The sequence below is a fragment of the Streptomyces sp. NBC_01465 genome, from assembly GCF_036227325.1.
Lineage (GTDB): Bacteria > Actinomycetota > Actinomycetes > Streptomycetales > Streptomycetaceae > Streptomyces.
This window is the reverse complement of the sequence record NZ_CP109467.1, coordinates 7,355,568-7,373,845: the sequence shown is the minus strand read 5'-3', so window position 1 is coordinate 7,373,845 and position 18,278 is coordinate 7,355,568. Positions and strand designations below refer to the sequence as shown.

Annotated in this window: 17 protein-coding genes; 7 read left to right on the top strand and 10 right to left on the bottom strand. The window is 70.6% G+C overall.

Annotation, left to right across the window (positions count from 1 at the left end; genetic code table 11):
- The first annotated feature begins 177 nt into the window (after nt 1–177).
- Nucleotides 178–1,014: an aldo/keto reductase gene (locus OG707_RS34450; protein ID WP_329125417.1), complete on the top strand. Its 837-nt coding sequence runs from the start codon at nt 178–180 to the stop codon at nt 1,012–1,014.
- A gap of 85 nt (nt 1,015–1,099) precedes the next feature.
- Entirely contained in the window at nt 1,100–1,663 is a 564-nt protein-coding gene (locus OG707_RS34445; protein ID WP_329125415.1) for an ATP-binding protein, read from the top strand.
- Here OG707_RS34445 and OG707_RS34440 read toward each other — a convergent pair.
- Nucleotides 1,660–2,601 carry an AraC family transcriptional regulator gene (locus tag OG707_RS34440; protein ID WP_329125413.1) on the bottom strand — a complete coding sequence of 314 codons (942 nt, stop codon included), beginning with the start codon at nt 2,599–2,601 and terminating at the stop codon, nt 1,660–1,662. The two genes, OG707_RS34445 and OG707_RS34440, sit on opposite strands and share 4 nt — an antisense overlap.
- A gap of 82 nt (nt 2,602–2,683) precedes the next feature.
- Here OG707_RS34440 and OG707_RS34435 point away from each other — a divergent pair, with 82 nt between their 5' ends.
- Nucleotides 2,684–3,535, top strand: coding sequence for an NmrA family transcriptional regulator (locus OG707_RS34435; RefSeq protein ID WP_329125412.1), 852 nt, complete (start codon nt 2,684–2,686; stop codon nt 3,533–3,535).
- Here the strand turns inward: OG707_RS34435 and OG707_RS34430 are convergent.
- Nucleotides 3,523–4,452 (bottom strand): helix-turn-helix transcriptional regulator, encoded by a 930-nt coding sequence (locus OG707_RS34430; RefSeq protein WP_329125410.1) that lies wholly within the window; start codon nt 4,450–4,452, stop codon nt 3,523–3,525. The genes OG707_RS34435 and OG707_RS34430 overlap by 13 nt on opposite strands.
- Nucleotides 4,453–4,491: 39 nt before the next feature.
- Here OG707_RS34430 and OG707_RS34425 point away from each other — a divergent pair, with 39 nt between their 5' ends.
- Nucleotides 4,492–4,977: a hypothetical protein gene (locus OG707_RS34425; RefSeq protein WP_329125408.1), complete on the top strand. Its 486-nt coding sequence runs from the start codon at nt 4,492–4,494 to the stop codon at nt 4,975–4,977.
- The gene (locus OG707_RS34420; protein WP_329125406.1) at nt 4,974–5,429 is read left to right on the top strand and encodes a hypothetical protein; all 456 of its coding nucleotides are present in this window, start codon (nt 4,974–4,976) and stop codon (nt 5,427–5,429) included. Before OG707_RS34425 ends, OG707_RS34420 begins: the two co-directional genes overlap by 4 nt.
- On the opposite strand, the gene OG707_RS34415 is transcribed toward OG707_RS34420, so the two are convergent.
- Nucleotides 5,413–6,144, bottom strand: coding sequence for a class I SAM-dependent methyltransferase (locus OG707_RS34415; protein WP_329125404.1), 732 nt, complete (start codon nt 6,142–6,144; stop codon nt 5,413–5,415). The two genes, OG707_RS34420 and OG707_RS34415, sit on opposite strands and share 17 nt — an antisense overlap.
- Before the next feature lie 14 nt (nt 6,145–6,158).
- Nucleotides 6,159–6,464: a 4a-hydroxytetrahydrobiopterin dehydratase gene (locus tag OG707_RS34410; protein WP_329125402.1), complete on the bottom strand. Its 306-nt coding sequence runs from the start codon at nt 6,462–6,464 to the stop codon at nt 6,159–6,161.
- A gap of 51 nt (nt 6,465–6,515) precedes the next feature.
- Between OG707_RS34410 and OG707_RS34405 the strand changes: the two genes are divergently transcribed.
- Nucleotides 6,516–7,322 (top strand): helix-turn-helix domain-containing protein, encoded by an 807-nt coding sequence (locus OG707_RS34405; RefSeq protein ID WP_329125399.1) that lies wholly within the window; start codon nt 6,516–6,518, stop codon nt 7,320–7,322.
- On the opposite strand, the gene OG707_RS34400 is transcribed toward OG707_RS34405, so the two are convergent.
- The 5 genes from OG707_RS34400 to OG707_RS34380 form a co-directional block, all read right to left on the bottom strand.
- On the bottom strand, nt 7,319–10,636 hold the full coding sequence (locus tag OG707_RS34400; RefSeq protein ID WP_329125397.1) for a S8 family peptidase: 3,318 nt from the start codon (nt 10,634–10,636) through the stop codon (nt 7,319–7,321). The two genes, OG707_RS34405 and OG707_RS34400, sit on opposite strands and share 4 nt — an antisense overlap.
- Nucleotides 10,636–10,908, bottom strand: coding sequence for a sulfurtransferase TusA family protein (locus OG707_RS34395; RefSeq protein ID WP_329125395.1), 273 nt, complete (start codon nt 10,906–10,908; stop codon nt 10,636–10,638). Before OG707_RS34395 ends, OG707_RS34400 begins: the two co-directional genes overlap by 1 nt.
- Nucleotides 10,909–11,067: 159 nt before the next feature.
- The gene (locus OG707_RS34390) at nt 11,068–11,316 is read right to left on the bottom strand and encodes a DUF5133 domain-containing protein (RefSeq protein WP_329125393.1); all 249 of its coding nucleotides are present in this window, start codon (nt 11,314–11,316) and stop codon (nt 11,068–11,070) included.
- Nucleotides 11,317–11,398: 82 nt separating this feature from the next.
- Nucleotides 11,399–12,796: an NADP-dependent succinic semialdehyde dehydrogenase gene (locus OG707_RS34385; protein ID WP_329125391.1), complete on the bottom strand. Its 1,398-nt coding sequence runs from the start codon at nt 12,794–12,796 to the stop codon at nt 11,399–11,401.
- 100 nt (nt 12,797–12,896) lie between these two features.
- On the bottom strand, nt 12,897–13,664 hold the full coding sequence (locus OG707_RS34380; RefSeq protein ID WP_329125390.1) for an SDR family NAD(P)-dependent oxidoreductase: 768 nt from the start codon (nt 13,662–13,664) through the stop codon (nt 12,897–12,899).
- 91 nt (nt 13,665–13,755) lie between these two features.
- Here OG707_RS34380 and OG707_RS34375 point away from each other — a divergent pair, with 91 nt between their 5' ends.
- Complete coding sequence (locus OG707_RS34375) at nt 13,756–14,460, top strand: FadR/GntR family transcriptional regulator (RefSeq protein WP_329125388.1); 705 nt, start codon at nt 13,756–13,758, stop codon at nt 14,458–14,460.
- 45 nt (nt 14,461–14,505) lie between these two features.
- On the opposite strand, the gene OG707_RS34370 is transcribed toward OG707_RS34375, so the two are convergent.
- On the bottom strand, nt 14,506–18,267 hold the full coding sequence (locus OG707_RS34370) for an endo-alpha-N-acetylgalactosaminidase family protein (RefSeq protein ID WP_329125386.1): 3,762 nt from the start codon (nt 18,265–18,267) through the stop codon (nt 14,506–14,508).
- Between the last annotated feature and the right edge of the window lie 11 nt (nt 18,268–18,278).

The window sequence follows — 18,278 nt, the reverse complement described above, 5'->3', positions numbered from 1 at the left end:
GTGTACCGCGTTCAGTTATGTGTCATAGAGTTGCGTCTTGTTGGTACGCGGTCAATGGCTCGGACCAAGAAGGTCGGATCTGTATCGCGCCATCCTCAGGACGGGAATGATGGGATCCGCATCTTCGTTGACCATGAGAGAGAACCAACCGACGACGACGTTAGGAACCGACCGCTCGTGAGCAAGGTCCCCTTCATCACCCTCAACAACGGCGTCGAGATGCCGCAGCTCGGCTTCGGCGTCTGGCAGGTCGCCGACGACGAGGCCACGAAGGCCGTCGGCACGGCGCTCGAGGCGGGTTACCGCTCCATCGACACCGCGGCGATCTACGGCAACGAGGAGGGCACCGGCAAGGCCATCGCCTCCTCCGGGATCGCCCGTGACGAGCTCTTCGTCACCACCAAGCTGTGGAACACCGAGCAGGGGTACGACTCGACCCTGCGCGCCTTCGACGACTCCCTCTCGAAGCTCGGCCTCGACCACGTCGACCTGTACCTGATCCACTGGCCGGTCCCGGCCAAGGACGCGTACGTCGACACGTACAAGGCCTTCGAGAAGATCTACGCGGACGGCCGCGCCAAGGCCATCGGCGTCTCGAACTTCCCCGCGGACCACCTGGAGCGCCTGCTCGGCGAGACCTCCGTGGTGCCGGTCCTGAACCAGGTGGAGCTGCACCCCCAGCTCCAGCAGGCCGACCTTCGCGCGGTGCACGCCAAGCACAACATCGCGACCGAGGCCTGGTCGCCGCTGGGCCAGGGCAAGGGCCTCCTGGAGGTCCCGACGATCGTCGCGATCGCCCAGAAGCACGGCCGCACCCCGGCCCAGGTCGTGCTCCGCTGGCACCTGCAGCTCGGCAACGTGGTGATCCCCAAGTCCGTGACCCCGTCCCGGATCCAGGAGAACATCGACGTCTTCGGCTTCGAGCTCGACGCCGACGACCTGGCCGCGATCACCGCGCTCGACGAGGGCAAGCGACTGGGTCCCGACCCGGCCGAGTTCAACCTCGGCGCCTGATCACACCACCAGCACCGCCCCGAACGCCGTCCGGCTCCCCAGCCGGGCGGCGTTCTGCGCCCGCCGCCCCGAAAGGTCCCGCACCGTGAGCAACGCCGCGCCCGTCCGTGTCCTGGCAGGACTCGTCGTGCTCGTCGGAGCACCGGCCTCGGGCAAGACGAGTTTCGTACGGGCACTGGTCGCACAGCGCCGGATCGATGCCGAATCCGTGGTGTCCAGCGACGAGATCCGCGCGGAGCTCTCCGGCGACCCGCTCGCCGAGGCCGGCTCGGACGCGGTGGACGCCCGCATCTTCGACGAACGGGACCGCAGGATCGTCGCGAGGCTCGCGGCAGGACGGACAGCGGTCGCCGAATCGACGAACGTCACTCCGCAGGCCCGCGCACGCCTCCTCGCCATCGCCCGGCGCTTCGACGTGCCGGTGACGATGCTGCGCTTCACCGATGACGTCACCGACCTCCTGCAACAGCACGTCGAGCGAGGACGCCCGGACGTCACCGCCACAGATGTCCGTACCTACGCCGCGATCATGACGCGTGACGCCAGTGCCGACCAGCTCCGCTCCGAGGGCGCGGCGGCCGTCCACGATGTTCCCGGGCGCCGGCAAGGGGTCACCCCCGACGAGGCCGCCGAGGGCTTCTCCTTCTAGCGGATGTCCGCCTGTGTCCGGTGCTCCTGCGGGCTGATGCCGCGCACCCGTTTGAAGGCCGCGCTCAGCGCGAACGAGCCGCTGTAGCCCACCTTTCTGGCGACCGCCTCGACGGTCACGTCCGTCGTACGCAGCAGATCCGCCGCCTGTGCGAGCCGCCAGCCGGTGAGGTACGACATCGGCGGCTCCCCCACCAACTCGCTGAACCTGCGCGCGAGTTGAGCCCGCGACACTCCCGTCCTGGTGGCCAGCAGCGCCACCGTCCAGGGATGTGCGGGGTCGTTCTGCATCAGGCGGAGCGCCTGGCCGACGACCGGGTCGCCCATCGCCCGGTACCAGGCGGGGGCCTTCGCCTGCGGCCGCGAGAACCAGTCGCGCAGCACCGCGATCAGGAGCAGGTCGAGCAGCCTGTCGAGGACCACGCTCTGGCCCGGTTCGTCGCGGGAGATCTCCTCGTCGAGCAGCGGCATCAGGGAGGAGTTCCACTCGTCGGCGGGCAGGATCAGCAGCCCGGGGAGCGCGTCCAGGAGCCGGCGGGTGAGCTCGCCGCCCATCAGATAGGTCCCCACCAGCATGGCGGCCGAGCCGTCTGCGGTATTGCCCCAGGTCCGCACCCCCAGGTCCATCGAGACCGAGAGCGGCTCCCCGCGCAGGGTGGAGCAGCTCCCGCCGGGGCCGATCAGCCAGCTGGGCTCGGCGTCGGCCGCGCAGGCGACGGTGTACGGCTCGGGGCCGCGCGCGACGACCACGTCGCCGGGGCGCATCCGGATCGCGTTCCCGGCCTCGGGGATCACCCAGGCCTCGCCCTTGGCCATGGTCATCAGACAGAGCGGGGCTTCGTCCTCGATCCGTACCGACCAGGGCGGCTCCATCACCATGCGCAGCAGAAAGGCCCCCCGGGCCCTCGGTCCGTCCAGAAGTCCGGCGAGTGCGTCCATGGAGGAGGAGCGTAGACGCAGACGTATGCGGGTGCGTCTCTGGAGCATGGAGAAGGTGCCGCTCACGCACGACGCTGGACACATGACGAACACGGAGAACACGCAGCAGGAAACAGTGTTGGTGACGAGCGCGACCGGGAAGACCGGTCGCCGCGTGAGTGAGCGGCTCGCCGCCCGCGGGGTGCGGGTGCTGGCCGGCTCGCGGCAGGGTGCGGTCCGCTTCGACTGGGAGGACGAGGGGAGCTGGGGCCCGGCACTGGAAGGTGCGGACACGGCCTTCGTGGCGTACTACCCCGACCTCGCGGCGCCCGGCGCGGACACGGCGATGCGCAGCTTCGGGCGGATCGCGGCCCGGGCGGGGGTCGGGCGGCTGGTGCTGCTGTCGGGGCGCGGGGAGCCGGAGGCGGCCGGGGCGGAGAGTGCGCTGCGCGAGTCGTTCCCCCGACTCACCGTCGTACGGGCCTCGTTCTTCGCCCAGAACTTCAGCGAGGGCCCCATGATCGAGGGCGTGCTCGCCGGTGAGGTCGCCTTCCCGGGCGGCGACACCGCCGAGCCGTGGATCGACGCGGACGATCTGGCGGACGTGATCGTGGCCGCCCTCACCGAGGAGGGGCACGAGGGGCTGGTGCACGAGGTGACCGGGCCCCGACTGCTGACCTTCGCCGAGGTGGTGGCGGAGATCGGGCGGGCGACGGGGCGCGAGATCGGCTACGTACCGGTCTCCGAGGAGGAGTACGCGCACGCGCTCCAGGAGTACGGAATGCCGGGGCCCGAGGCGGAGTGGCTGGCGGGGCTGTTCACGACGCTCCTCGACGGGCACAACGCGGCCACGACCGACGGGGTCAAGCGGGTGCTGGGCCGCGAGCCCCGGGACTTCGCGGAGTTCGCGCGCGATGCGGCGGCGTCAGGGGCCTGGGACCTTCAGGGGGCGTAGAGCGCGGTGAGCTGCGCGGCCGTCTCGCGGAGGTGGTCGCGCAGCTCTGCCGGTTCGACGACCTCGACGTCCGCGCCCAGTTTCAGGAACTCGCCGTGGGCGTGGTCCACGGACTCGATGGGCACGGTGGCGGTGGTCCGGCCGTCCGCGTCCGGATCCCAGGCGACGGCGAGCGCCTCCGCTCCCCGCTGTGTCAGCCGTACGACGGCCTCCCCGCGCTGCAGCCGCGCCCGGAAGTCGGCCTGGTACTGCTGCCAGTAGGCGGCCAGGTCGAAGCCGTCCGGGACCGTGAACTCTTCGTCCGACTGCGAGAGTTGGAGGATCTGGTCGACGCGGAAGGTGCGCGGCCACGGACCCGCGATCACGTACCAGCGCCCCGCCTTGAGGACCAGGCCGTACGGTTCGAGCCGCCGGTCCACCTCGGTCGGCTCCTTCCAGCGCCGGTAGCGGACCTCGATGACCCGCCCGTTCCAGACGGCATCGGCGACGTCCTGCAGGAACGGCACCGGTTCGTCCTTCGCGTACCAGCCAGGCGCGTCCAGATGGAAGCGGGACTGCATCCGGTCGACATGCCCGCGCAGCTCCTCCGGGAGCGCGGCCCGCAGCTTCAGCTGGGCGGCGGCGAGGACCGAGCCGAGCCCGAGTTCGGCGGCGGGGCCCGGGATCCCGGAGAGGAAGAGGGCCTCGGCCTCGCCGGTGTTGAGGCCGGTCAACTTCGTGCGGTAGCCCGCCAGGACCTGGTAGCCGCCGGCGTGCCCCGCGTCCCCGTAGAGCGGGACGCCCGCGGCGTGCAGCGCCTCGACGTCGCGGTAGACGGTACGGACCGACACCTCCAGCTCCTCGGCGAGCTGGGCGGCGGTCATCCGCCCCCGGGTCTGGAGCAGCAGAAGGATCGAGACAAGACGGCTGGACTTCACTGACATAGGATGTCAGTGAAGCGGTTCTACCTTCCACTCATGACTTTCGCAGAGAAGTTCCTGACCTCCCTGCCACCGATCGAGGTGGCCGGCCGGCGCATCAAGCGCTATCACGTCACCGCGGACCCGGCGGGCATCGAGCCCGAGGTGGAGAAGGCCGCGTACGCCGTTCTCCCCCAGCTGCTCCCGCCGCCCGACACCACTCCCCCGGCCACCTTCGTGGTGGTGCACCGGGGCGGCGACACGGGCGCGTATCTCAACGCGTACAGCTGGGTGTGGGACAACGTCCTGCACTTCGGCGGGGCCGCGGCCGGGCAGCCGGAGCTCGACTGCCCCGACCTCGACCCGGCCCACTTCATCAAGCTCGACCGCGAGCGGTCGTGGATCGGCTGTGTGTGGGAGCTGCCGCCGATCGTCCATGAACGCGACGCCTGGGTGCGGCACATGATGGTGCCCGAGCGCCCGGATCTCGATGCCTATCTCGCCGATTCCCTCCCCGACGGCACCACTGGAGACCGCTCATGAACGAGTTCGACTTCCTCATCGGCAGCTGGGACGTCGCCAACCGATGGCGTACGGACTTCCTCGACGAGACCAGCGCCTGGGAGGAGTTCGCCGCCACGTCGCGCGGGAGCCGCCACTTCGACGGCGGGGCCAACTTCGACGAGATCGACTTCCCGACGAAGGGCTTCGCCGGGCTCACGCTGCGCTTGTTCGACACGGAGCGCAAGGAGTGGTCGCTGTACTGGGCGAGCAAGCGCACGGGCACGCTCTTCCCGCCCGTGACGGGGCGCTTCACCGACGCCGGGCGGGGCGAGTTCTACGGCGACGACACCCATGGCGGCAAGGACGTCAAGGTCCGTTTCACCTGGTCGGGGATGAACGAGGGCACTCCGCGCTGGGAGCAGGCCTTCTCCGTGGACGGCGGGAAGACCTGGCTCACCAACTGGGTCATGGACCTCACTCGGCGCGACTGAGCGCCAGAAGCCGGTAGGCGGGGTCGGGGCGCGGGGCGTCGGGGTCGGGGAGCGCGGTGAGTTTCTCCGCGAGCGCCTCGGCCTCGGCGCCCCGGGCGGCGATCCGTGAGGCGTACTGACCCTCGAGCAGGGCTGCGGCCGTACGCCGAGGGGAGCGGCCCTGGCCGTGCCCGGCGAATCGCGTCTCGCCCACGGGGAAGAGGCCGGCCGCGGCTCCGTACGCCTCGATGCGGTCGGACCGGTCGAAGGCGAGCGTCGTCAGATGCGGGGCGAGCACGGCGTCGATGTCGCTGCCGACGTCGTGCGCCGCGTCCTTGTCGACAGTGGTGACGAACACCCCGCCGGGCCGCAGCACCCGCGCCGCCTCGGCCACCACCGCCTCGGCCTCCGGCACCAGATGCAGCAGCCACACCGCGCTCACCGCGTCCAACGAGGCGTCGGGGAACGGCAGTTGCCGTACGTCACCGAGCACGACCGCGCCCGGCACCCGGTCGGCGGCCTTGCGGGCCATGCCGTACGAGGCGTCCGCACCGAACACGCGCAGCCCCGGCCTGCGCAGCCGCTCGGTGACGATCCCCGTTCCGCAGGCGATGTCGAGCAGGGTGCGGGCGTGGCCGGGGACCAGCAGCTGTACCGCCTGCGCGGCGGCCTCGGCGCGGGGGACGCCGCCGCGCGACGCGTCGTAATGGGCGGCCTGGGTGTCGTAGTCGAGCATGCGCCGATGATCTCTCAGGCAGCACCGTGCACGGAAGAGATGGCTTCGACCCTCTGCGCCAGCGCGAAGTCCTTCTCGGTGACGGCGCCGCCCGCGTCGTGCGTGTGCACGCTGAGCGCGAGCGTGTTGTAGCCGAGGGTGAGATCGGAGTGGTGGTCCAACTCCTCCTGGATCTGCGCCACATGGACGACCATCGCGGTCGCGGCGAAGTGCGTGGAGAGCCGGTAGGTGCGGGCGATGCGGTCGCCCTCCAGGGACCAGCCGGGCAGCTCCCTCAGCCGGTCCTCGATCTCCTTCTGCGACAACGGCTGTGTGGGCACGGCCGGTCCTCCCTCCTGAGCCTGCGGGCACGTGCCTTTACGGTAGTCGGTATGACGACTGTTGCGACCGGCACGGGAGTGGGGCCGCTGCTGCGCGGCTGGCGCGAGCAGCGCAAGGTGAGCCAGCTGGATCTGGCGCTGCGCGCCGATTCGTCCGCGCGCCACATCAGCTTCATCGAGACGGGCCGCTCACGCCCGAGCGAGGAGATGATTCTTCGGCTCGCCGAGCATCTCGACATCCCCGTCCGGGAGCGCAACTCCCTTCTGTTGGCGGCGGGTTACGCGCCGCAGTACGCGCAGACCGCGCTGGACGATCCGTCGATGGCGGCCCTGCGCGAGGGGATCGAGCGGCTGCTGACCGGCTACGAGCCGTATCCGGCGCTGGTGGTGGACGGCACGTACACGGTGGTCGCGGCCAATCGCGGGATCGCGATGCTGCTGGACGGCGTACCGGAGCATCTGCTGGCGCCGCCGCTGAACGCGATGCGCCTCACCCTCCATCCGCAAGGGCTGGCCCCGAAGATCCGCAATCTGCGGGAATGGCGAGGGCATCTGCTGCACCAGATGGAGCGCCAGATCGCACTGGCCCGCTCCGGGCCGCTGCGGGAGCTGTACGAGGAGGTGGCCGGGTATCCGGTGCCGGATTCCGGCGATCCGGACGACCGCGAGGACCCGCACCCCTACCCGTACTTCGCGCTCCCGCTGCGGATCGAGCACGAGGGGCATGTGCTGTCGTTCATCTCGTCCATCTCGACGTTCAACACTCCGATGGACGTGACCGTCGCCGAGCTGGCCATCGAGACGTTCCTCCCGGCCGACCCGACGACGGTCAAGTACCTCCAGTCACATGCTCCTTAGCTCGCGGTGACCGGGATCGCCCGCGGCAGGCCGAGGTCGACCGTGGAGCCCGAGGCGTCGGTGGCCGTCAGGCGCAGGCCGAGGAAGCCGCCCTTGACCAGGGTGTTGTGCGGTGCGATGAAGCCGTACGTGCCGTTGATCCCGCAGCAGACCAGGACCTGGTGCCAGGTGGTGCCGCCGTCGGAGGTCACATAGGCCCTGACCTTCGAGAGCTTGCCGTGGGCGCCGGACACCTTGGCGCTGAGCAGCAGGGGGCGGTCGGCGCGGGCGCGGTTGTAATTGTCGAGGTTCGCGTCGAAGTTGACGTTCAGCAGGTTGGCCGGGGCGGCCGTGGCCGAGCCGTCCGTACGGAAGGTCCAGGTGCCCTTCGCCTCGCCGCCGATGGGGAAGATCCCGCCGGAGGTGAAGGTCCGCTCGAGGCGGTAGTCGGCGGCGCCGCTGTCGGTGAAGGTCTGGTCGATCGCGGTGGACTGACCCTGGACGACCAGTTCGTTGTTGCGGTAGAGGCGGGTCGCGGACTGCCACTTCGACGGGTAGTCGAAGTCGCCGTACTGGGCGAGCCGTCCCTGGTTGTCGACCGCGTCGTCGACCTTCAGCTGGAGGTGGCCACCGGTCGCGGTGCCGGCGGCGCGGACCGTGTAGGGGGCGGTGTACCAGGTGTCGCGGGTCGTCTTTCCGGGCTCGAAGGTCCGGTAGACGAGGTCGTAGTCCATCACCTGGTGGATCGTGCGCCGGTAGTTGAGCTTGGTCCAGGTGCGGCCCTCCGCGGAGATGTACTCGGTACGGACCCGCGGTGTGGTGATGAACGACGGGGAGGTCGTGTTGAGTGCGAAGATGTCGTCGCCGTAGACCGTGGAGCCCTCCTGCTGGCGGAAGTCACCGTTGAACGCCTTGTAGGTGGCCTTCACCTTGGCGAGCTTGGACACGTCCTGGCGGGACAGGTGGTGCCACGGGCCGGTGGCCGGCACCGACTCGTCGGCGAAGGTCAGGTCGAACATGGTGGAGGCGTCGCCCTTGATGGGATCGCTGTCCGCGTTGGCGAGCCGGCGGTGTTCGGCGACGTGCACCGTGCCCGCCTCCAGGCCCTCGGTGGGGCTGATCCAGATGGCATTCGAGGGGAACGGGCCGTAGCCGCCGCCCGCGATGACGCTGTTGTTGATGTAGGTGTGGGTGATGTCGGAGAACCGGCCGAGATTTCCGACGAGGAGTTCGTCGCGGGTGTCGAAGCCCTGTACCGACGCCGTCCAGGGGCGGGTCGTACGGGCGTCGAGGACGATTTCGTTCTGGTCGGCCGCGCGGTCCAGGGTCATCAGGGCCAGGGCAGGCACCCCGTCGATCTGGAAGTGGAGCATGGCGACCACCATGTAGCGGCCGTCGGGGACGCGGAGGTCCCTCGTCCCGGTGGAGCCGATGCCGCCCTGCACGACGGTGCCGTTGTCCTTGTCCATCATGGCCACGTCGGCCATGGCGGGCTTGCCGTCCCGGCCGATCGCCTTGACGGTGACCGTCGTCGCGCGGTCCAGGATCAGCGGGATGCGCAGGGCCTGACCGCCGGCGGGCGTCGCGGTGAGCGCGCCGCTGTAGGTGCCGGTGGGCGTGCCCGTGGTGTCCACGGTGACCGTCGCGGTGCCACTGGCGCCCGCGGCCAGGTCGAGCGTGGCCGGCGAGACCGTGGTCATTCCGGCGGGCGGGGTGCCGTCGGCGCGGGACAGCGAGGCCGCCAGGTCGAGGGTGGCCGCCGACGAGGCGGTGTTGGTGAAGGTGACCGTACGGGTCGACGTCCCGGCCTCGTCCATGCGGCCGAAGTCGGCCGCGGTGACGTCGGAGACGACGCTCTGCTTGAGCGCGGCGGCGGCGTCCGTGAGGCCCGCGCCCGTGTCGTACACCGAGCTGGTGAGCTTGGCGGCACTGCCCATGAGCGCCGACTTGATCTGGCCCGCCTTCCAGTCCGGGTGTGCCTCGGCGACCAGCACGGCGGCGCCCGCCACCTGGGGTGTCGCCATGGAAGTGCCGGACAGCGCGGTGTAGTCGGGGTTCGCCTGGACGGTGCCCAGGTTGGTGCCCGCGGCGCGGGCGGCGACGATGTTCACGCCGGGGGCGGCGATCTCGGGCTTCACCACACCGGCGGCCATGGCCGGTCCGCGGCTGGAGAACGAAGCCGTGGCGCCTGCGAAGTCGACGGCGGCGACGGACAGGGCGGCAGGCGCGATGGAGGGGGCCGCGACCGTGCCGACGCCCGGGCCGTTGTTGCCCGCTGCGACGACGAAGAGCGCGCCGGAGTCCTCGCTGAGCTTCTCCAACGAGGTGGTCACCGGGTCGGTGCCGTCGGTGGGACCGCTGCCCAGCGACATGCTGATGACGCGGGCGCCGTGCGCGACCGCCCACTCCATCCCGGCGATGACGCTCGAGTCGGAGCCCGAGCCGGTGTTGTCCAGGACCTTGCCGATGAGCAGGTCGGCCTTGGGTGCGACGCCGGAGCGCTCGCCGGGTGCACCCGCGCCGCTGCCCGCGACGGTCGCGGCGACATGGGTGCCGTGCCCCTGGCCGTCGACGGTCGATCCCGTACCGGTGAAGTCCTCGGACTCCGATATCCGGCCCGCGAGGTCGGGGTGGGTGGGGTCGGCGCCGGTGTCCAGGACGGCGAGTTTGACGCCCGCGCCGCTGGCTCCGGCGGCCCAGGCCTGCGGGGCGTTGATCTGGGTGAGGTTGCGGTCGAGGACGTCCGCCTTCGTCTTCCCGTCGAGCCAGAGCTTCTTCACGCCGCCGAGGCCGTGGTCGATGTCGTCGCCGAAGTCACCGGCCTGCTTCTTGTCGAGTACGGCGGCGTGCGCGTGCAGCGACGTGAAGGTGCGCTTGCGGGTGAGCGGGCCCGAACCGGTCAGTACCTTCGGGGTGGTCGCCGTGCTGTCCTGCACGATGAGCGGCAGCGAGGCGCGGTGCGCGTCGTCGTACCCGTCGCGGATGAGGGCGCTGACATTGAACAGCTGCCGGTCCAGGACCGTGCCGACCTTCCCGATCACATCGGTCGGGTAGAAGTAGCTGTCGCCGCCCACGTCGGTGCGGGTGAGGAAGGTGCCGGGCGCCGAACCGGCCGCGGGGACGGCGCTGTAGGCCGTCTTCCCGTCCGCGGTGGTGATGGCGGTGACCTTGTCACCCGTCACCAGCGTGACGGTCGCTGTCTTGACCACGGCCGACGGGTCGGCCGCCTTGGCCGTCGGGGGTGCGGCCGCCGGGACGGCGGCACTGGCGGCCGGCGCCCAGAGCCCGGCCACGGCAACGGCCGCCGCCAGACACACTCGGACGGGATATCTCATCATCTCTCCTCAGAACGGGACGACGGAGTCCGTATCCAGAACAGAGCGGCACCGTCGCGCTCCTCATGGGCCGTCACCACTCCGCCGCGCCCGGCGCACCAGCCGGGCACGGCCGCGCACACCTGCGGATCGGAGCTGTGCAGTTCCATGAGGGAGGCGTCCGGCAGTTCCCCGCAGCGGCGCTCCAGCAGCTGCCTGACGCGCGACCACGGCTCACCGCCCGCGTCGATCAGGGCGTGGACGGCCCGGTCGGCATGCGGATCGGTGGACATGGCGCGCTCCTTGCGGCGATGGGCTCCGGCTCGGATACGAGCCGGACGGCACCGTAGGAGAGCGCAGTTACCACGCAATTACCGAAGCCCGTGAGGGCATGACGAAGCCCCCGGCATCCCTGCGGCGGGATGAGCGGGGGCGCGTCCGTCCGGTCCGACTCAGGCGGCCTCGATCACGTCCTGTCGCCCGGCGACGGGCGCGGGCCGTACGGCCGAGGCGGCCATCCGGCGGCCGGCCGCCACCAGGGCGGCCTCGGGGGTGCGCGTACCGGTGGAGACGCAGAGGGTGTACGTGACGTCCTCCAGCCTCCTTCGTACCTCCGGCGTCCTGCCGTCGGCGGGCAGCGCCCTGAGCGCCTCGTACCTCTCGACCAGGTCACGCAGCACAGCAGGGTGGGCCAGTAACACGGCAGGTTCCTTCCGTCGGGGGCGTTCCGCGTCTCCTCGGGTGCCCCGGACGGCGCGGTTCATCCCCTCCGCGGCCGCCGGTTCAGTTGCCGGCGCCGTGCCAGACGGTGGTGATGTTGCAGAACTCGCGGATTCCGTGGGCGGCGAGCTCGCGGCCGTATCCGGAACGCTTCGTGCCGCCGAAGGGGAGCGCGGGGTGGGAGGCGGTCATGCCATTGAAGAATACGCCCCCTGCGTCGAGGTCCCGTACGAAGCGCTCCGTCTCCGCCTCGTCGCGGGTCCAGACGTTCGAACTCAGCCCGAAAGGCGTGTCGTTGGCGACCACGACCGCCTCGTCGATGCTGCCGACGCGGTAGACCGTCGCCACGGGCCCGAAGGTCTCCTCGTGGTGGATGCGCATGTCCAGGGTGATCCCGGCGAGGACCGTCGGCGCGTAATACCAGCCCAGGGCGAGCCCCTTGGGCCGTTCGGCCCCGCAGAGCACGGTCGCTCCGCGGCGTACGGCGTCGTCGACGAGCTCCTCCAGGTCGGCGCGGCCCTGCTCGGTGGAGAGCGGGCCGACGTCGGTTCCCTCCTCCATCGGGTCCCCGACGGTCAGCGCGGCCATCTTGCCGGTGAACCGCTCCACGAACGCTTCGTAGACGTCCGTGTGGACGATGAAGCGCTTGGCGGCGATGCACGACTGACCGTTGTTCTGGATCCGTGCGGTGACCGCGATGTCCGCGGCCTTCTCGACGTCGGCGGAGGCCATCACGACATAGGGGTCGCTGCCGCCCAGCTCCAGGACGGTCCGCTTCACCTCGTCCCCGGCGATCGCGGCGACCGCCCGCCCGGCGCGCTCGCTGCCGGTGAGGGTCGCGGCGGCCACCCGGGGGTCGCGCAGGACCGCCTCGACGGCGCCGGAGCCGATCAGCAGCGTCTGGAAGCAGCCGTCGGGGAATCCGGCCCGGCGGAAGAGTCCTTCCAGGTAGAGGGCGGTCTGGGGGACGTTCGACGCGTGCTTGAGCAGGCCGACGTTGCCGGCCATCAGGGCGGGGGCCGCGAACCGTACGACCTGCCAGAGCGGGAAGTTCCACGGCATCACGGCCAGCACCACACCGAGCGGCCGGTAGCGGGTGTAGGCGCGGGCGGCGCCGGAGTCCTTCACGTCGGCCTTCGAGGGCAGCTCGTCCGCGAGGAGCTCCTCGGCATGGCGCGCGTACCAGCGCATGGCCTTCGCGCACTTCGCCGCCTCCGCACGGGCCGCCGCCAGGGGCTTGCCCATTTCGGTGGTCATGGTGCGGGCGATCTCGTCCCGGTCCTCGTCGAGGAGGTCCGCGGCGCGCTCCAGGAGACGCGCCCGCTCCTCGAAGGCGGTGTTGCGATAGGTGCGGAAGGCCGCGGCCGCGGAGGCGAGCCGCTGCTCGATCTCCTCGGGCCCCAGCGCGTCGAAGGTCAGCAGTGTCTCGCCGTTCGCGGGGTTGACCGTAGCGATGGCCATCGGGAACTCCTCCTCGCTCTCGCTTCTCCGACCCTGCCGCGCCGGGCACGGGCGCGCAAACGCGGGGCAGGGACCGGACGCGTGCCCCTTGTCCGTCACTTCATGCGAAGCGCACGCCGAGCCCTCCGTCAATGGCCCAGTCGGCGCCGGTCACGTACGAGGCGGCGTCGGAGGCCAGGAAGCAGACCACTTCGGCGACCTCCTCCGGGGTCCCGAACCGTCCCAGCGGCTGGGCGTCGAGCGCCTTGGGCTCCACCTCGCGGTCCGGGTGCTGCGCGAAGTACTCGTCGACCAGGGCGGTACGGATGTAGCCGGGGCTCACCGCGTTCACGCGGATCCCGTGGCGGGCGACGTCGAGCGCCATCGACCGGGTGAGGCCGACGAGGCCGGCCTTCGCGGCGGCGTACGGGTACATGCCCGTACAGGTGAGCCGTGCGTGCAGGGACGCGATGTTGACGATGGCGCCGCGTCCGCGCGCGATCATCGACGGCAGGGTGTGCTTCGAGCAGAGGAACGCGGCCTTGAGGTCCACGTCGAAGACCTGGTCCCACTCGGCCTCGGTCATCACGACGGGGTCCGCGTAGACATTGCGGCCCGCGTTGTTGACCAGCACGTCGATCCCGCCGTACGCCGTGACCGCCTCGTCCGTCGCCGCAGCGACGGCCGCGCTGTCGGTGACGTCCACCTGCCGTACGAGACCGGGCGCTCCCGCCGCGGCCAGCGCGTCGCGCACCTCGGTGCCCGCCTGCGCGTCCAGGTCGAACACCACGACGGTCGCGCCCTCGCGCGCCGCGGTCTCCGCGATCGCCCGCCCGATGCCGCGTGCTCCCCCGGTCACCAGGACCACCTTGTCGGCCAACCGACCCATGCTGTGCACCTCTTCCGCAACGCCGCAGTGAACTGCCGCCCCCACCCTTACACTTGTCAGCCTAGCTGCCCAGTAGTCGAGGAGGCCGACCGTGGCCGTACGCCGAACCACCCTGGCCGACCAGGTCGCCGACGAGATCATCGCGCTGATCGAGGAGACCGGACTCAAGCCCGGGGACGTGATTCCGCCCGAGGGAGAGCTCGCCGCCCGCTTCGAGGTCAACCGGCTGGCGGTCCGCGAGGCCATCCGTACCCTGTCCGCCCGCGAGATCCTGGTCTCCAGCCAGGGCCGCCCGGCGCGGGTCAATGTCCCCACGGCGAAGGTGTTCGGGCAGATCCTCCGCTTCAGGCTGCGGCAGGAGTCGCTGAGTTACGACGACGTGATGGATGCCCGCCGGGCCATCGAGGGCGCCCTGGCCCACCGCGCCGCCGACCGGCACACCGCGGGCGAGGTCTCGCTGGACGGCGCCGACGCGCTGCTCGCGGAGATGGCGGAGTCGGCCGACGACCGGGAGCGGTTCGTCGATCTGGACATCGCCTTCCACGCCGAGATCGCCGCCCAGGCGGACAACGGCATGCTCTCCCTGCTCCTCGACTCGCTCTCCGACGTCCTGCGCGACCAGCGCATCGCCAGCTACACGGGCCACAGCCGGCGCGGCGACAGCCACGAGACGACCGTCGCCGCCCACCGCGCGATCCTCGACGCCGTCCGGGCGGGCGACGCGGACGGCGCGACGGCGGCGATGGACGCACACCTTGCGGAGACGGAGAAGGATCTGCACGCGCCGGGCCACTGACGGCGCGGCCCTGCCCGGCGGGGGCAGGGCCGTACTGCAACTCCCCTACTGCGTCAGGACATTGAGCTCCGCCGCACCACCGTACGGCTGCCCGTTCACCGAGTTGAGGCCGACCAGCTTGATGTACCTGGCGCTCTGCCCGCCCAGCGCGACGGTCTGCTCGTCCGTGCTGTTGGGCCAGCTGCCCTTGGCAGCCGGCTGCCCCCAGGTGACGCCGTCGGACGAGAGGTAGACCTCGTAGTCCTTGATCCGGTCGTTGGCCTGGTTCTGCCGGGGCAGGTACTTGAACTCCTTGAGGTGGTACGAGGCCCCGAGGTCCAGCGTGATGTGGTGCGGGAAGGGCGCGGTCGTCGACGACCAGGCGCTGCCCCACCAGGTGGCCGGGTCTCCGTCGAGGGCGTTGGCCGCCGGGGTGTTCTCCCCCTCCGTCTCCTGGCTGTCGAAGTCGACGATGCTGATCCGGTCCTGCGGGAGATAGTCCGGCGGCACGGTGGCGACCTGGACGGCGGCCGTGAGCGAGACCTGCTTGGTGCCGGCCGTGTAGTCGGCCCTCGCGTTCAGGGTGAAGGTGCCCGCCGGGATGCCTGCGGGCGGGGTGACCTTCCAGACCACCGTGCCCGAGGCACCCGGGGCGACGGTGGTGAGCGTGTCGGTGGTCGCCGGCGCGGCGGTCCAGCCGACGGGGACGGTCAGTGCGGTCCGTACGCCGGTGGCCGCGGTGCGCTCGCTGTTGGTGAAGGTGACGTTGATGTCGTTGGCGCCGCCGGGGACGAGCTTGCCCGCCCTGGGTGCGACGGCGAGCGTCGCGCAGGGGGTGGCCTCGTCGGTGGCGCCGAGGTCGGTCACGGTGAAGTCGTCCATGACGAAGTCGGACTGGTCGGCGCCCGATCCGACCTTGCGCAGGCCCACGTAGGAGTCGCCGCAGTCCCCGGCGGTGAACTCGTGGTCGAAGCGGGCGGTGGTGCGCTGCTGCCCGAAGAGCTGCCGGTCGGTCTCCGTAGTCGTCGAGCCGCTTGCGGTGACCCGGTCGTATCCGGTGGAGAGGGCGTACTGGCCGGCGAAGGCGTTCTGGTAGTCGAAGGACACCTTGTAGCGGTGGCCGGGCTGGAACCGCACGGTCTGCGGCACGGTCCGGTAGAGCAGTGCCGGGTCCTCCTCGTGGGACTTCAGCGACCAACTGCCGTCCAGGACCTGGTCGGTGAGATTCCCGTTCCAGCCGGACTGGGTGTACGGGGCGTGCTTCTCGGAGCGTACGGTCCTCGGGCCGCCGGGCTCCGTCTCGACGAAGGGGCCCCAGCCCTGTTCGTTGTCCTCGAAGTCCCAGTGGGCGACGGTGCCCTGCTGCTCCGTCTTGGTGGTGGCGACGACCCGGACGTCGTCCAGTTTCACCTGGGCGTCACCCGGATCCGCCGCGACCACGAGCCGTGCGGTCCTGGCGGTGGCGGTGAAGCGGACGGTGATCCGCTGGAAGTACGTACCGGCCTTGTCGTCGTAGGCGAAGGCGTCCTTGGCGGTCGAGCGGTCGATCCAGTTGTCGGCGCCGCCCGCCGTGAGGGTGACCTTGCGGGTCTTCCCCGGCTGCACCTGCGCCCAGACGGATGCGGCGTAACGCGTGCCGGGGGTCAGGCCGTTGAGGGAGGTGGCGAGAGTGGTCGCAGTGGTGGAGGCGGGGATCACGGCCTCGTACTGGCCTGCGGCATTGCGCTGGACCGATGCCGTGCCGTCGGTCTTCCAGGCGTTCAGGGTGCCGGAGTCGAAGCCGGGGTCCGTGACGTGGGAGCCCTGGCCGAAGGCGGGGGCCGGGGTCTTCTTCGCCCGGTCGCGGTAGAGGACGTACGCGACGCCCTTGTCGGCGGTGAGCGCGACCTTGCCGTCCTGCACCGGGAGCGTGGCGACCTTCACCTTGCCCTGGTCGGTGAGCCGGTAGAGGGTGACCGACTGCTCGTGCTTCCACTGCGCGGGTACGGGCCACGTGGTCGTGCCGCCCGCCGGGTTCCAGTGGTAGGCCTTGTCGCCGTCCCAGGGCAGGAGGTAGGCGCCGCCGTCCTGGACCTTGTCGTCGCCGACGTAGACCTGGCGGGTGCCGGTCGCATCGCTGACGCGGACGCCTCCGGTGAGCTTCACCTCGTGGTCGGTCCACTCGGTGATCCGCTGCTTCTGGAGGAACTTGGCGGGCAGGTTGCGGTTCCAGATGTTCGCGTAGAACTTCGTCCAGTCACTCTGACCGCCCCAGCCCTCCCACTCCTTGATGTTGGCGGAGCCCAGCAGCGGGTTGTCGATCCAGACGTCCTTCTCGCCGTTGCGGATGAAACGGATGACCTGGGAGTTGATGCCGCGGTTGGCGTCGCCGCCGTAGCTCGGCTCGTTCGCCCAGTGCGACCAGAGGGAGGAGCGCTCCATCTTGTCGCCCCACTCGGTGCCGATCTCCCAGCCCTGCTTGCGGAGTTCGCTCTGCAGCCGGTCCGACACCCAGCCGTGGGAGTAGTAGACGTCGATGTAGAGGAACTTGAGGTTGGGGTCGGTCTCGTCGCGCAGCTGTTGGAAGCGCTTGGCGACATCGCCGCTGGTCAGGTCGCGGCGCTGGTCGATGTAGTACGACTGGCCGAGCCAGTCCCAGCCCTTCGCCTTGGGGTCGACGAGGGTGTCGCTGAAGTTCTTCGCCTCGGGGTACGCCTCGGTCGTATTGACGTGGACGCCGAAGGAGGCGCCCCACTTCTTGCCCTCCTTCGCCAGGGCGTTGAGGTCGGCGAGGCCGCCGGCGCGGGTGTTGTAGTTGCCGCCGTAGTCGGGGTGGGCGGAATCGTGGCCCTCCTGTGCGTACCCCTTGAGGATGGCGAGCTGGCCGAGGCCGTCGGTGGACAGCGAGATGCGTTTGACGTTGTCGAGGGTCTTCAGAAAGGGGTTGCTCGCGTAGCTGGCGAAGTTGAAGGGGATGTGGGCGATCACGCGGTCCGGGGTCTCGTCGGCGCCCTTGGCCTTGACGCCGATGGAGCGGAAGGCGATGGCGCCGTCCTGCCAGTCGACCTTGTGGTCGGTGTTGCGGTCGCCGGTGATCACGACCTTCGCCCAGGGGAGTTCCTCGGTGAAGGGTGAGCCCTTGGCGCGGTAGGTCCACTGGCCGCTGGAGACGCCGACCTCGGTGGTGGAGCCGGTCTTCACGGCCTGGCGCTGGACGCGGGTGTTCTCGCTGCTGGCCGTGTCCTGTACGGAGTTGGTCTCGATCGCGGCCGCCAGCTGGTCGGTGTTGACGATGGCGTACGCCGATCCCTGCGGCGCCGCGTCGGCGGGGGTGTCGTCGGTGACGGCGGTGAACGTGTCGCCGTGGCCGTTCTTGTCGGGGTCGACGCGGGCTGCGGTGACATGGGCGCCGGGCTGGTCGCCGCGTACGGACAGCAGGTTCTGTCCGGGGATGTCGATGGTGCCGATGCGGAAGGCGTCGGTGTCGGTGATCTTCGTGATGCGGAAGGTGACTTGGGTGCCGCTGACGCCGAGCTGTGCGTCGATCCGTACGCCGTCGAGGCCGGGGAAGGTCAGCCGGTAGGTGACGGTGGATCCGTGGACTGTCGCCTTCCCGTCCGCCTGGTAGGGCTTTCCGTTGAGGACGACGGTGTGGAGCGGGGTGCTCCGGCCGTCGACGACGGCGCCGGTGGCGCGGTCCTGGTAGTCGACGACGTACGGGAAGTCGACTCCGGTACGCACCTGAAGTGCACCGGAGCCGATGACGAGGGGACCCGTCGGGGTCTCGGCCGCCGTGGCGGCCTGGGGCACAACGACCGGCGACAGCGCCAGAGTTGCCGCCAGGAGCATGCCTGCGCGAG

Bases quoted from the DNA above. Each gene is read 5' to 3' on its own strand.
- OG707_RS34385 (WP_329125391.1), bottom strand. From the start codon at position 12,796: ATGGCCATCGCTACGGTCAACCCCGCGAACGGCGAGACACTGCTGACC.
- OG707_RS34420 (WP_329125406.1), top strand. From the start codon at position 4,974: ATGAACGAGTTCGACTTCCTCATCGGCAGCTGGGACGTCGCCAACCGA.
- OG707_RS34425 (WP_329125408.1), top strand. From the start codon at position 4,492: ATGACTTTCGCAGAGAAGTTCCTGACCTCCCTGCCACCGATCGAGGTG.
- OG707_RS34380 (WP_329125390.1), bottom strand. From the start codon at position 13,664: ATGGGTCGGTTGGCCGACAAGGTGGTCCTGGTGACCGGGGGAGCACGC.
- OG707_RS34405 (WP_329125399.1), top strand. From the start codon at position 6,516: ATGACGACTGTTGCGACCGGCACGGGAGTGGGGCCGCTGCTGCGCGGC.
- OG707_RS34435 (WP_329125412.1), top strand. From the start codon at position 2,684: ATGACGAACACGGAGAACACGCAGCAGGAAACAGTGTTGGTGACGAGC.
- OG707_RS34415 (WP_329125404.1), bottom strand. From the start codon at position 6,144: ATGCTCGACTACGACACCCAGGCCGCCCATTACGACGCGTCGCGCGGC.
- OG707_RS34440 (WP_329125413.1), bottom strand. From the start codon at position 2,601: ATGGACGCACTCGCCGGACTTCTGGACGGACCGAGGGCCCGGGGGGCC.
- OG707_RS34370 (WP_329125386.1), bottom strand. From the start codon at position 18,267: ATGCTCCTGGCGGCAACTCTGGCGCTGTCGCCGGTCGTTGTGCCCCAG.
- OG707_RS34400 (WP_329125397.1), bottom strand. From the start codon at position 10,636: ATGAGATATCCCGTCCGAGTGTGTCTGGCGGCGGCCGTTGCCGTGGCC.
- OG707_RS34395 (WP_329125395.1), bottom strand. From the start codon at position 10,908: ATGTCCACCGATCCGCATGCCGACCGGGCCGTCCACGCCCTGATCGAC.